This window comes from Anaeromusa acidaminophila DSM 3853 (genome assembly GCF_000374545.1).
Lineage (GTDB): Bacteria > Bacillota > Negativicutes > Anaeromusales > Anaeromusaceae > Anaeromusa > Anaeromusa acidaminophila.
Window position 1 is genome coordinate 22,594 of record NZ_KB894610.1, and the last position, 14,255, is coordinate 36,848.

General features: G+C 48.1%; 7 protein-coding genes. All 7 read left to right on the plus strand.

Going from position 1 to position 14,255, the window contains the following annotated elements:
- Positions 1–3 precede the first annotated feature (3 nt).
- A complete protein-coding gene (gene brxC / locus C508_RS0115895) occupies positions 4–3,528 on the plus strand; it encodes a BREX system P-loop protein BrxC (protein WP_018704563.1) in 3,525 nt (1,174 codons plus the stop codon).
- Positions 3,529–3,542: 14 nt separating this feature from the next.
- The gene (pglX, locus tag C508_RS0115900; protein ID WP_018704564.1) at positions 3,543–6,869 is read left to right on the plus strand and encodes a BREX-1 system adenine-specific DNA-methyltransferase PglX; all 3,327 of its coding nucleotides are present in this window, start codon (positions 3,543–3,545) and stop codon (positions 6,867–6,869) included.
- A 14-nt stretch (positions 6,870–6,883) separates the two neighbouring features.
- Complete coding sequence (gene pglZ, locus C508_RS0115905) at positions 6,884–9,472, plus strand: BREX-1 system phosphatase PglZ type A (protein WP_018704565.1); 2,589 nt, start codon at positions 6,884–6,886, stop codon at positions 9,470–9,472.
- A gap of 15 nt (positions 9,473–9,487) precedes the next feature.
- On the plus strand, positions 9,488–11,563 hold the full coding sequence (brxL, locus tag C508_RS0115910) for a protease Lon-related BREX system protein BrxL (protein WP_018704566.1): 2,076 nt from the start codon (positions 9,488–9,490) through the stop codon (positions 11,561–11,563).
- Between the two features lie 494 nt (positions 11,564–12,057).
- Positions 12,058–12,291: an SHOCT domain-containing protein gene (locus C508_RS0115920; RefSeq protein ID WP_018704568.1), complete on the plus strand. Its 234-nt coding sequence runs from the start codon at positions 12,058–12,060 to the stop codon at positions 12,289–12,291.
- A complete protein-coding gene (locus C508_RS0115925; RefSeq protein WP_018704569.1) occupies positions 12,272–13,588 on the plus strand; it encodes a recombinase family protein in 1,317 nt (438 codons plus the stop codon). The genes C508_RS0115920 and C508_RS0115925 overlap by 20 nt, the downstream gene beginning before the upstream one ends.
- Complete coding sequence (locus C508_RS0115930; RefSeq protein ID WP_018704570.1) at positions 13,581–14,057, plus strand: recombinase family protein; 477 nt, start codon at positions 13,581–13,583, stop codon at positions 14,055–14,057. Before C508_RS0115925 ends, C508_RS0115930 begins: the two co-directional genes overlap by 8 nt.
- The last annotated feature ends 198 nt before the right edge of the window (positions 14,058–14,255 follow it).

A 14,255-nucleotide genomic window follows, 5' to 3' on the forward strand; every position in this document is an offset into this window, starting at 1 on the left:
CACATGAAGATTCAAAGTATGTTCCAAAAGGACATCAACCGCGATATCAACGGCGTTATCAAAGTGGCGCAGGATGACGAGAAAAGCCTCGTACAGGAACTTGGCGAGTACATCATTACCCGGGAACTTCGTCGCCATTTCAGTACTTTTTTTGACAACTACTCTAAAGCCATTGATCACCCCACTGACAAAATCGGCGTCTGGATTTCCGGCTTCTTTGGAAGCGGTAAATCTCACTTCCTAAAAATGCTATCCTACCTTCTATCAAATGCTAACGTCGGCGACAGAACGGCTGTGGATTTTTTCAAAGACAAATTCGACGACCCGATGATGTATGCCACTGTCGTCCGCTGCACGAATATCCCCACGGAGTCTATTCTCTTTAACATCGACATCGAGGGGCCTATTAACAAAGACAAAACGGCAGTCTTAAGGGTTTTCACCAAGGTCTTCTACAACCATCTTGGCTTTTACGGCGAGGACTTGAAAATAGCGAAGCTCGAGCGTTTTGTAGATCAACAGGGTAAGACCGAGGCCTTCCGTAAGGCGTTTGAAGATGTCAACGGCGCATCGTGGTTGGAAAGCCGCTCTGCTTATGCTTTCTTTGAGGACGACATCGTCTCGGTTCTGCAAAGTGTCCTCGGCATGAGCGAAACCGCTGCCCGCAACTGGTTCAACGGCGAGGAAAATTCTGATATGAGCATCAAGCAGTTGGTCGAGGAAATCAGATCCTATGTTGATAGCAAGGACAAGGACTTCCGTCTTCTTTTCTGCGTGGATGAGGTAGGTCAATACATAGGCGACGATGGCGACCTAATGATAAACCTGCAATCTATTGTCGAGGAAGTCGGCAGCAAGTGCCTCGGCAAAGTCTGGGTTATGGTGACGAGTCAAGAAGCCATTGATTCCGTTGTGAAAATCAGCGGCGATGATTTTTCTAAAATTCAGGGGCGTTTCAACACCCGCCTGTCCCTGTCCTCTGCTTCGGTGGACGAGGTTATCAAAAAGCGTATCCTCGATAAAACCGAAGATGCCGATAATCTTCTGCGGCTTGTTTATGATAAGGAACACGCCGTATTGAAAAACCTCTTCACATTTAACGACGCCGTACTGGACATCAAGGGCTATGCCGACGGCGCGGAATTTTCCGCTACCTACCCGTTTGTGCCTTACCAATTCATCATTATTCAAAAGGTTCTCGCCGAAATACGCAAACATGGCAACGCCGGCAAACATCTCTCCGGCGGCGAGCGTTCTATGCTCTCCGGGTTCCAAGAGGCAGCACAGAAGGTACAAGGCAAAGATGATAATGCCCTCGTGCCTTTCTCACTGTTCTACGATACTGTGCACACCTTCCTTGAAAGCCAGATACGCCGCGTAATCGACCGCGCCCAGACCGCCGCAGATAAACACGACGGCTTAGAACAGCGTGACGTGAGCGTTTTAAAGCTGCTCTATCTCGTACGTTACATCGATGATATTAAGGCAAACATCGACAATATCGCCATTCTGATGGTGGATGACATTCAAACGGACAAGATAAACCTCCGAAGTGAAATAGCAATGTCGCTGGAACGTTTGGTAGCACAGAACTATGCCGCCCGCAATGGCGACACTTACTCATTTCTAACGGACGAGGAGCAGGACATCGCCATCGACATCCGCAACACAACTGTTGACAGCGCGACGATCGTTGCGAGCATCGGCCAAACGATATTTTCTGAACTCTATCCTTCTAAAAAATACAAATACAATAAGTACGACTTCTCCTACGACCAATATATCGATGAAACTCTCGTCGGCTCAGCGACAGGCGGTGTTCGCCTGCGTTTCGTCACTGTTGCCAGCGACTATTACACTGCCCCTGAAGCAAAGCTAATCATGGATTCGCAAGCTAATAACGAAACGATTGTCTTGCTTTCAAACGCGGTGCAATACTTTGAAGAACTCGAAACTGCCGCAAAGATTCGTAAATACATCAAACAGAAAAACGTATCTCAGTTGCCTGAGAGCATACAGGATATTATCCGCAAGCGCCAAGGACAGGCCCGAAAGCTTGAAGAAAGCGCCAAAAAGCAGATAGAAAAAGCGATCGTTGATGGCACATTCTTTATTTGCGGCGAAAAGGTTGATATTAAATACAGCGAGGCGAAAGGCAAGCTTGATGAGGCCTTGAAACAATTGATAGAAAGTGTATATTCCAAACTGAACTTTGTAAATGTATTCAGGGAAAGCGATGCCGATATTTTGAAAGTGCTAAACGGAGAACCAGAGCAAGGAGGCTTTGCTGGTCAAGGAGCAAATAACGAGTTTGCACTAAATGAAGTAAGCCAGTGGCTTGAGGAACGCTATATGAGCCGAGTCCCCGTTTCAATGGGCGACGTGCAGCAACGTTACCAGTCTATCCCGTATGGTTGGCGCGAAGTGGATATCGCCGCCATTATGGCTAGGCTCATTGTTGCGCAAAAGATCGAAATCCGTTATGGCGGCGCAGTTGTGAGCAAGGAGGACCGAAATCTTGTTGCCTACCTGCGCAAAAAGTCAGAAATAGAAAAGGCTAGCGTGAGTCGCAGAATTGCACCAAGCGAAGATCTGATACGCAAGAGTATCAACTTCCTACGCAATTGGCTCGGGCAGATGGGCATTCCCGAAGACGAGGACGGTCTGATCAACTGTGTAAAAGACACACTTGAGCAAAGACTTGCTCACTACGAAAAACTCATTGAAAAATATAGCCATGACTATTATCCGCAAAAAGAAGTAGTCATCACCGCCCGCGACCTGATCGTCGATATCCTTTCGCAAAAGCGGGATAACGTAGCCCTGCTTACACGCTTGGTTGCAAAACAGGAGGCTCTTTATAACAGCTCCGAAGACATGGAGGAAATTGAGACATTTTTCAAATCTCAACGTACCATATTTGACGCAGCCAGACAGTTGCAGCGTGATTTGCAAAACGAACGTGACTATTTTGCTACGGATGCTGACGCCATTGAAAAGATAAAAGAGATATCATCTATCCTTACGATGGCAAATCCCTATGCCAAGATCAAAGCCCTCCCCGACCTTATGCAGGATGTAAATACAGCCTACGGAACGCTCCTTGCGCAGAAAAAAGAGGAAGTTCTCGGCATCATCACACAGTGTATGGGCGATGTCCATACACTGGCAGGAGTCGGAGGCAGAGCAAAAGATGAAGTAAAACAAGCTGATGACCGTTTCACCGCATACAAGCAGAAAACAACCAATGCAACAAGCCTCACCGTGCTTGATGCGATGATTATGCAGATGCTCAACTATAAAGATCAAGTTTGCAAGCGGATTGAAACGATTCTGCACGCAATAACCACGCCCCCCAAAGCAGGTGGAGAACAACCTAAGCCACAGAAAATCGCGCAAATACGCCGTTATGATGTATTCCCTGTCAAGCGGCTGACCTCACGTGAGGACGTAGAACAGTACCTGGACGGTATCCGCAAAAAGTTGTACGACACGCTTGAGGCAAACGACAGCATACAGATTAACTAAGCGAGGTGCCATTGATGAATAAAAACGCCATTCAAAAATACGCAATATGGGCACGGAATGAACTCATTGAACAAGTGAAACAGCGTGCCTTCCAATACGGCATCAGCGAACAAGGCTACGGCGATGAGAACGCCACCGTCATCTCTGGACGTGTGTTGTCCGCCGAGGAGATGCGGCAACGCCGCTCGTTTGTCGCTGAAATACAAAAATCAGGCTATGCACAAGCCGTTGAGGAAGTGGCCTATACTTGGTTCAACCGCTTTGTATCCCTGCGCTATATGGAAGTCAACGACTTTTTGCCGACGCACATTCGTGTTTTTTCGGACCTAAGCGGTAACTTCAATCCGGAAATCCTTTCGAATGTACTGCATCTCGATCTTCCTGGCTTGGATAAAACAAAAGTGTCTGAACTGCTCAACTCCAACGCTACGGAGGAACTCTACCGTTACCTTCTCCTAACGCAGTGCAACGCCCTGAACGAGCTCTTGCCGGAAATGTTTGAACGCATGGGTACATACACCGAAATGCTCTTGCCGAACAACATTTTGAAACTGGAGAGTGTTATCGGTCGGTTAGTAAGGGACATTCCAGAAGAAGATTTCCGCGACACGGTGCAGATTATCGGCTGGCTGTACCAATATTACAACACCGAGCCGAAGCAAGCGGTGTTTGACGGCCTGAAGAAGAAAATCAAGATTACGAAAGAGAATATCCCCGCCGCGACTCAACTTTTCACACCGGATTGGATTGTGCGCTATATGGTGGAGAACTCTCTGGGGCGATTGTGGCTGGAATCCCATCCCAACAGCTCGCTTCGCGAAGGTTGGGAATACTACATCGACGAGGCAGAGCAAACGCCGGAGGTCGCAGAACGTTTGCGCGTTCTACGCACTGAAAATGCTATAAAGTCGCCAGAGGACATCAAGGTAATTGACCCTTGCATGGGCAGCGGTCATATTTTGGTGTACGCTTTTGACGTGCTGCTGCAAATTTATACCTCTGAAGGCTATTCTGAGCGCGACGCGGCGAAGCTGATTCTCGAAAAGAATATCTTTGGGTTGGAGATTGATCGCCGCGCCTATCAGCTCGCCTATTTCGCGCTGATGATGAAAGCCAGGCAGTACAACCGCCGGATTTTGACGCTTGGCGTGCGCCCGCAGGTGTATGAACCGACGGGCTATGCGGATGGAATGGAGTACGGGTCGCTCGTGCGCGTGGACAAACTCGAACCGATGCCGGAACAACCAAAAGAACAACAATTGACGCTGTTTGACAGCAGTTATGACACAAAGCTGAACACTTGGAACTTCCGCAGACTGCTCGCGCAAAAATACGACGTGGTTGTGACCAACCCGCCATATCGTAAAATTGCTGATGTTAATGCAAATATTTCGGATTTTGTGAAAAAGAACTACCCCGACAGTAAAAGTGATTTATTTGCCGTGTTCATTGAGAAGTGCGGCGAACTGCTGGAGCCGAACGGGTATCAGGCAATGATAACGCAACACGCCTGGATGTTCCTGTCAAGCTACGAAAAACTACGCGGCAAGCTGTTATGGCGCATAATCAATATGGCTCACCTTGGAGCGCGGGCGTTTGAGGAAATCGACGGAGAGGTCGTTCAGACCACAGCATTTGCGATATCTGCAGGGAATGCAAATGGGTATAGGGGAACATATGCCCGCTTGGTTGACTTTGGCAGTCAGGATGAAAAAGAAGCAGCGTTCTTGAGTGGGAAATATCGCTACATCGCCTTCGCCGACAACATCGCCAAGATACCCGGTAGCCCCGTGGCGTATTGGGTGAGGGAGAGCGGAATTGGCAATTTTGAAAGAGCAAAGATACTTTCTGATATCGCAAATCCTCGCCAAGGCTTAATTAGTGGTGATGTTAATCGCTTTGTTCGTACATGGTGGGAGTGCGAAACATCTAAAATCGGGTTCACTTCTGAAACAGAAAAAGCAAAGTGGTTTCCGTATAACAATGGCGGTGAGTACAGAAAGTGGTACGGTAATAATGCCGATGTTGTAAATTGGTATAACGATGGATACGAAATAAGAAATTTCGTTGACGATAAAGGAAAACAACGTTCAAGACCCCAGAATCAGCAGTTCTATTTTCGTGAAGGCGGAACTTGGACTGCTATATCAAGTGGAGCTTTCTCTGTAAGGTATTTTCCCAACGGCTACTTATTTTCAAATGCTGGCATGGCAATGTTTACTGAGCACAAAACGCTTATGTATTTAGTTGCAATGTTGAACACAAAACTGTGCCAGTACTATTTGAAAATTTTTAGCGAAACTTTGAATTACAATCAAGGGGATATAGCTAGATTACCTGTGATCATTGAGAGTATTGACTGCGTAAATTCTCTTGCATCAGACAACATCTCCATCTCACGCTCCGACTGGGACGCATTTGAAACCTCATGGGATTTCAAGCAGCATCCTCTGATTTGCGGCAAAACGGTCGCAGCGGCTTTCTCCGCTTGGGAGAAAGAGTGTGTGGAGCGCTTCCAAACACTTAAACGCAACGAGGAAGAACTCAATCGCATCTTCATCGATATCTACGGCCTCTCGGACGAACTCACACCGGAGGTCGATGACAAGGACGTGACCGTGCGTCGTGCCGACCTTTCGCGCGAAGTTCGCAGCCTGATCAGCTACGCTGTTGGCTGCATGTTCGGGCGATACTCGCTGGATTGTGAGGGGCTTATCTACGCGGGCGGCGAATGGGATGCGAGTACGTATAAGATATTTGCTGCCGATGTTGACAACATCATTCCTATCAGCGATGACGAATATTTCGACGATGATATTACTGGGCGGCTCGTTGCTTTTGTCAAAAACGTCTATGGTTCGGACACGCTGGAAGAAAATCTGAAATTCATCGCTGACGCTTTGGGCGGCAAGGGAACGCCCCGTGAAGTCATACGGAATTATTTCTTAAACGATTTCTATAAAGATCACTGCAAGACATATCAAAAACGCCCGATTTATTGGCTGTTCAATAGCGGCAAAAAGAACGGCTTCAAGGCGCTCATCTATATGCACCGTTACACGCGGGATTTACTCGCCAAGCTTCGCACGGACTACGTCCACGAACAACAAGAGCGTTACCGCACTCAGCTCTCACACATTGCGGTTGCACTGAACACCGCCACTGGTGCGGAACGTGCGAGGCTCCTAAAACAGCAGGATAAAATGTCCGAACAGGCGCGGGAAATTAGCATGTACGAAGAAAAAGTTCACCACCTCGCCGATATGAATATAGCGATAGACCTTGATGACGGCGTGAAGAAGAATTACGAGATTTTCGCAGATATACTGGCGAAGATTTAATGGAGGATACGACGTTGGCAGAAACCATACAATCAAGGCTTGCGGAGCGGTTCGCCGCTCCTCTGCCTGAATTTCATAAACGCCGAATCATCTTCTGGCCTGACGAGGATGGCGAGTTTGCCGAGCAGGTAAACGAACTTAACCTACCTGATGTGAGCATTGTAAAACTCACGGGCAAAAACAACTTTGCGACTAAGAAGCTGCTTGCGGTGGACGATCTCGCAAGCGACTATCTCATCTACGACCCTCTCGCCTATGAGAAAGATCATAAAGATGACTGGCTGCTTGACATCAAGCTGTACAGCGAGGAATTCCGCGCTGATCTTGTGTCAATCCAGATGGAGGAACTACTCGTCGAGCCATCTTCAGCTATGCGAAAGACAATGAAGCTGTACACCAAGTTTCTTGAAAACAAAGACCGTAAGGCAAAACTTCGCAAAATCGGCAGAACGTACCAAACCCCATTACAGCTACATATTGACATTATGGCAGTGCTTTGCGGACTAAACGGGGGCACAGCACAAGACGTGATCATCGCCGTACTATCGGCAGGCTTGGAGAAAGAAAACAATGCCTCACTTACCAACATCGACAAGTTTGGCAATATCGAGGCGTTCTGGCAGTTGGTTCAAAAATACACGGGCTATGCCAATGCGGACGGCCGCCCGCTTACCGACCTCGCCTCGCATATCTTAATCACATCCCTGTCGCAGACAATGCCCGCTTCCGCATTGCGCGGGTTGGAACGATTTGTAACTGATTCCTGCCAGGCGTACTGCTATCAGCTTATCCACGAATGGCAGCGCAGCGACGGCAGCGAAGACTTAAACGAAATCTGCCGTCATGTCGAGCAGGAACTCCGTCTTGCCGACCGCTTCGACAAGATAGAAATCAGCTTACTGCTAAAAAGCGACACGCTTCCTGCAATCAACGAGAGTATTCTTAAACGCTTCTACGCAGAAATCAGCGAGCGTGTCATCAAGGTTGATTCTATCCTTGAAACGGTGGAGAACCGCCGCACGGCAGGGTGGTACACCCTGACTGATGAGTACTTTGAAAGCTTGTATTATATCGCCAAGATGCAGGAGTTTTACCTTACCCATATTGATGGCTTCCACCTCGTTGAGCCAGAAAAAATCTGGAAACTCTATACGACCGATGCTTACAATATGGACAGCTATTATCGGCATTTTCATTACTTTTTCGGAAATACACTGAAAACACCCCATACACTCCTTGAGGACGCCTTGAAGAAGTGTTCCGATGTGGTTGAGGGCTTATACCGTGAGTGGTTTCTGAAAGAACTCACTCTGAGTTGGACTAATGCCATAGCGAGCGATTTGGACTGCCTTGGCTATGTGTCTGAAATAAATAAACAGCGAGACTTTTACCGCAGATACGTCTCTCCTAACGTGAGCAAGGGCAGCCGCGTATTTGTGGTAGTTTCCGATGCCCTTCGCTTTGAAGTCGCCGCCGAACTATCCGAAGTTCTCGGTCATACAACAAAGGGCAAGTCCACGCTTGAGGCGGTGCAAGCGGTATTTCCAAGCATTACAAAGTTAGGTATGGCCGCTTTGCTTCCGGGGAAAGAACTGTCTGTCAGCAACAAAATGGAAGTATCCCTTGACGGCAATCCGACAGGAAGCACGGTTAACCGCGAAGCTATCTTGAACACCGCAAATCCAGAGAGCTTAGCCGTCACCTATAAAGACTTGCTCCAAATGAAGAAAGCGGAACGTCGCACCTTAGTGCAAGGTAAGGAAATCGTCTATGTTTACCACAATACGATTGACGCGCTTGGCGACAAGCCAGCCACTGAAACAAAAGTGTTTGAAGCTTGCAATACCGCTATCTCTGAGCTGAATGCTATCATCAAAATAATCGTCAACGACCTTAGCGGTACCAACATCGTTATCACCGCTGACCACGGCTTTCTCTACACTTACAAACCACTTGAGGAAAGCCAGAAAATTAGTCGCCAGACCTTTAGCGGCGAGATATACGAACTGGGTCGGCGTTACGCTCTTGTGCCGCCTGAAACGTCTGCCGAATACCTCTTGCCAGTCAAAACGGAGCGTGAACTTGGCGGCATCCCGATGAAAGGCTATGCTCCACAAGATACTGTCCGCCTCAAGGTTCAAGGTGGTGGCGAGAACTACGTCCACGGCGGCATCAGTTTGCAGGAAATGGTCGTGCCGGTTATCGTCTACAAAGGTATGCGCTCTGGTTATAAGCAATATGTCGAGGTTCAGAACCCGGGGCTATCACTGATTTCCGAAAGCCGCAAAGTGTCAAACTTAATTTTCTCACTTGACTTCCTGCAAAAACAGCCAGTGGGTGAAAAGGTTCAGCCGAGCAGTTACACGCTGCATTTCACCGACGAGGTCGGTGTTCCCGTCAGCGACACTCAGACAGTCATTGCCGACAAAACAAGCAGCAACGCCTCCGAGCGCCTATTTCGCGTAAGGTTTACGTTAAAACAAATGCAGTTTACTAAAAATAAAATCTATCGCCTTGTTATTGCAAATGATACGGATGTACCGGAAGAGGTCGAGTTCCGCATCGACATAGTGTTTGCCGATGACTTTGGGTTTGATCTGTAAAAGGAGGAGTTCGCAATGGTTTTAGAAAATACAAGCTATGCGCCGGAAACGGACGACGCGAATGAGATCATTTATAGGAAACTGCGCGAACATTTCGATGGCAAGATTGTCCGTAAAGATCTGACCAAAGCAATCAAGGAAGGGGCGAACGTTCCTGTTTACGTTCTGGAATTTTTGCTTGGGCAGTATTGCAGTTCTGACGACCCGAAGATAATTGAGGATGGCGTAAGGAACGTCAAGCGAATCCTTTCTGATAATTTCGTTCGCCCGGATGAAGCGCAAAAGGTACTGTCTAGCTTGCGCGAACGTGGCAGCTACACGGTTATCGACCGCATCACTGTCGGCCTGAATATTAAGCTGGATCGTTACGAAGCCGATTTTTCAAACCTCGGTGTTCGCGACATACCTATTTCATCAGGTTATGTTTCGAATTATGACCGTCTGCTTTGCGGCGGCATTTGGTGTATCGTTGGCCTTGAGTATGAGTACGTCGAAGAAGACAAGAAGTCTACGCCGATCAGAATTGTAAAACTCACGCCAATTCAGATGCCGCACATTGATATGGAGGAAATAAAGAATGGCCGTCGTGCTTTCACTAAGGACGAATGGATTAGCGTACTGCTTCGCTCCACCGGTATGGAAAGCGACCGATTTAGCGAACGAGAGAAGTGGCTGCAACTTGCTCGCATGCTGCCGCTCATCGAAAACAACTTTAATCTCTGTGAGCTAGGCCCCCGCAGCACGGGCAAGTCCCACTTGTATAAGGAGATTTCACCAAATAGCATCCTCGTTTCCGGTGGGCAGACCACTGTCGCCAACCTCTTCTACAATATGTCGAGCAAGACCGTAGGACTTGTAGGACTGTGGGATTGTGTGGCTTTTGACGAGGTGGCGGGCATCACGTTCAAAGATAAAGACGGCATTCAAATCATGAAGGATTACATGGCTTCCGGTTCCTTTGCCAGAGGCAAAGAGGAAAAAGCGGCCTCTGCTTCGATGGTCTTTGTTGGTAACATCAACCAAAGCGTGGAGGTGATACTGAAGACCTCGCACTTGTTTGACCCATTTCCCGAAGCGATGGCCTATGATACGGCCTTTCTCGACCGTATGCATTGCTACATACCGGGCTGGGAGATTCCGAAGTATCGCCCCGAGTCGTTTACCAATGACTATGGCTTTATCACAGACTATCTTGCCGAGTTTATGCGTGAGATGCGAAAAGAGCCATTCGGCGACGTTTGTGACCAATACTTTCGTTTCGGAACAAACCTCAACCAGCGAGACGTTATCGCCGTCAGAAAGATCGTTTCTGGCCTAGCTAAGCTGATCTACCCGAATGGCGAGTTCAGCAAAGAGGATATTAAGGAAATACTGACTTTCGCCCTAGAGATGCGCCGCCGCGTAAAAGAGCAGCTCAAGAAAATCGGCGGCATGGAGTTTTACGATGTGAATTTTTCCTATATCGATAACGAGACTTTTGAAGAACACTATGTTGCTGTGCCAGAACAAGGTGGTGGCAAAATCATCCCTGAAGGGATGACTAATCCAGGTAACTTATATACTATCTCACAAGGCAAAAACGGAATGATAGGCGTATATCGTCTTGAAACGCAGATGCTTCCTGGCAACGGAAAGCTTGAACGCACGGGGTTAGGCCCCGATCGTGAGGCAAAAGAAGCTACAAACACAGCGTTCAACTTTCTGAAAGCGAGCAGCTCGCAAATTAGCAACTCTATCAGCACGACCACCAAGGACTACATCATCAACTACCAGGATCTCAATGGCATCGGGATGACAAAGTTCCTGACGCTGCCCACCGTGATTGCGCTTGCGTCATGCGCTCTGAGCAAGCCGACGCTTTCAAGCCTTGCTGTATTGGGAGAAATCAGTATTAGCGGTACGATACTAAAGGTCGAGGAACTGGCGAGCGTCCTGCAAGTATGCCTCGACAGCGGCGCGAAGAAGGTATTGATACCGATAACGTCCGCCACCGAACTCGGCACAGTTCCAGCAGACCTCATCGGTGCGTTTAGCCTGATATTTTACTCAACCCCGCAAGAAGCCGTGTTTAAGGCTTTGGGCGTGGAATAATAGGTAATGCATACCACAAGTACGCAAATGCCCCTCTCCTGTCTGTAGGCAGTAGAGGGGCATCTTTTATTTCCCCTCCGAAACGGAGGAAACCATATGACTACAGCACAAAAACAGCGTATTGAATTCCTACGTGGCAAAGGTGAAAGCTACGCCTCTATCGCCGGCGATATCGGCATATCCGAAAACACAGTCAAGTCTTACTGCCGCCGAAAGAACATCTTCGTTACGATAAAGCACGAACAATCAGCCCCCATTAGCACCTGCGCTAACTGTGGCTGTCTACTCCAACACACGCCAGGGTCAAAGCAGAAACGCTTCTGTTCTGACAAATGCCGCATGACTTGGTGGAAGGCCCACCCCGAGTCAGTAGTACGCAAGGCGATCTACCGCTTCATTTGCCCGACCTGCGGTGAGGAATTTGAAGCCTATGGAAACGCTAACCGCAAATACTGCTCACGGGCCTGCTTCATAGCGATACGGAGGACTTCGCTATGATCAAGGAAGATGCAATACTCCGCTACAAAACGGCGATGTCGGTATTTAAAAGCTGGCTCATCGCGAACGCAATTTCCGGCACCGACCTGCTTGAGATAGATATAATCATCGCCCAGAAATACGGTTTATCACCGTATAGCATATTCCTTGAAAATGACTTGCCATGTAAAGAGAACAGAGTGATATATGGTACTGTGAAAGGAGGCTATTATGGGCAGAAAGATAACTAAACTACCTCAACCGACACAATTGCCAACGCACCTTCGAGTCGCGGCCTATGCCCGCGTTTCCTGCGAAAAAGAAGAAATGCTCCACTCTCTTGCCGCACAGGTCAGCTTTTACAGTAACCGGATACAAAGCAATCCCGAGTGGCAATATGTCGGCGTATATGCAGATGAAGCGGAAACCGGCACCAAAGGTTCACGACCTGAATTTCAGAGACTGATTGCCGATTGTCGGAAGGGTCTCATCGACCTCGTCCTCACGAAGGCAATCAGCCGTTTTGCAAGGAACACGGTCACATTGCTTGAAACCGTCCGAGAACTTAAAGACCTCGGCATTGGCGTATATTTTGAAGAGCAAAACCTCCACTCCCTTTCTGGTGACGGGGAGTTGATGTTAACCATCCTCGCCTCGTATGCCCAAGAAGAAAGCCGCTCCGTCAGCGAAAACTGCAAGTGGCGTATCCGCAAAAACTACAAGGAAGGTAAACCCTCTAACAACATTCGCATTTACGGCTACGATTACAATGCGGGCAAACTGACCGTTATTCCCGAAGAGGCTGAGATCGTGCGAATGATATTTGCGGACTATTTATCTGGACTTGGCAAGAATGCCATCATGAAAAAACTGATCGGACTCGGCATTCCAACCAAGTGCGGCGGCCGTTGGATGGAAAGTACGGTGAGTTCAATTCTTACAAATGAAAAATTCATCGGCGATATGTGCCTTCAAAAGAGCTTTGTTACCGACCATATAACAAAGCATCAGAAGCGGAACAACGGCCAGTTGGCAAAATACTATGTCGAGGATCACCACGAAGCAATTATCGCCAAAGAGACCTTTGAGGCAGTTAAGGCAGAAATGGCTCGGCGGGCTAAAAAAGCAACCCCCTTTCGCAAGCTTACATTCAGCGAGTTTTCTAGATTGATAACCTGCGGTCAGTGCGGAGCGAAGTTCAGTATAAAAACAAACGCCAAGGGCACTAAATATGCCAAAACATGGTGGGCTTGCCCGACTTATATTCATCGTGGCAAGCAAGAATGCACCGCCAAGCGGATACCCGAAGACATACTTAAAGAAAAGTGCACCGAAGCTTTGGGGCTTTCGGGATACGATCCCACCATATTCACAGCGAAAGTCGCCACAATAACAATCCCCGCCGATAACGTTTTGGTATTCACATTTACAGACGGTACAGAAAAAACACTCCACTGGAGGCTTCGCTCTCGATGTGAAAGCTGGACAGCTGAGATGAAGCAAGCGGCCCGCGAAAAAGCCATGCAGGGAGGCGATAAAAATGGCTAATGTGAGGATTATCCCGGCCACCGCTCCCCTCCTATCGGCACAAGGTAAAAACGCTGCGCTAAGACGCCGTGTCGCCGCCTACGCAAGGGTTAGCACGGACAGTGATGAACAGCTTACCAGTTACGAAGCCCAAGTGGACTACTATACCAAGTTAATACAAGGGCGGGCTGATTGGGATTTCATCACAATATACACGGACGAGGGCATCACCGCGGTTAACACTAAACGGCGCGAGGGTTTCAAGCAGATGGTCGCCGATGGCTTGTCGGGTAAATTCGACTTGCTTGTTACAAAGTCAGTCAGCCGTTTTGCCAGAAACACGGTTGACAGCCTAACCACCGTTCGCAAATTGAAAGACGCCGGCTGCGAGGTTTGGTTCGAGAACATAAACACCGATACTCGAATAAAGCCGATGATACGGGCATCTAGCGGCGCTCAGAGAGGCTCTTGGTGTTTGGTTGGTGTTTGAATTTATTAAATGCTAACCAACGCTACAATACGAACTGACATAAACACCAAGTCCACTTACAAAAACCTCTATCAATTCAAAATCAAGAGCATCATCTGTTTGCGTGGTTTTATTTTCCTGATTTGAAATCTGTTATTTATTATAATAACCACGGTTTATAATGCAGGACGATGAGCTCAAAGATAGATGAGTGATGAA

Bases quoted from the DNA above. Each gene is read 5' to 3' on its own strand.
- brxC (WP_018704563.1), top strand. From the start codon at position 4: ATGAAGATTCAAAGTATGTTCCAAAAGGACATCAACCGCGATATCAAC.
- pglX (WP_018704564.1), top strand. From the start codon at position 3,543: ATGAATAAAAACGCCATTCAAAAATACGCAATATGGGCACGGAATGAA.
- brxL (WP_018704566.1), top strand. From the start codon at position 9,488: ATGGTTTTAGAAAATACAAGCTATGCGCCGGAAACGGACGACGCGAAT.
- C508_RS0115920 (WP_018704568.1), top strand. From the start codon at position 12,058: ATGATCAAGGAAGATGCAATACTCCGCTACAAAACGGCGATGTCGGTA.
- C508_RS0115925 (WP_018704569.1), top strand. From the start codon at position 12,272: ATGGGCAGAAAGATAACTAAACTACCTCAACCGACACAATTGCCAACG.
- C508_RS0115930 (WP_018704570.1), top strand. From the start codon at position 13,581: ATGGCTAATGTGAGGATTATCCCGGCCACCGCTCCCCTCCTATCGGCA.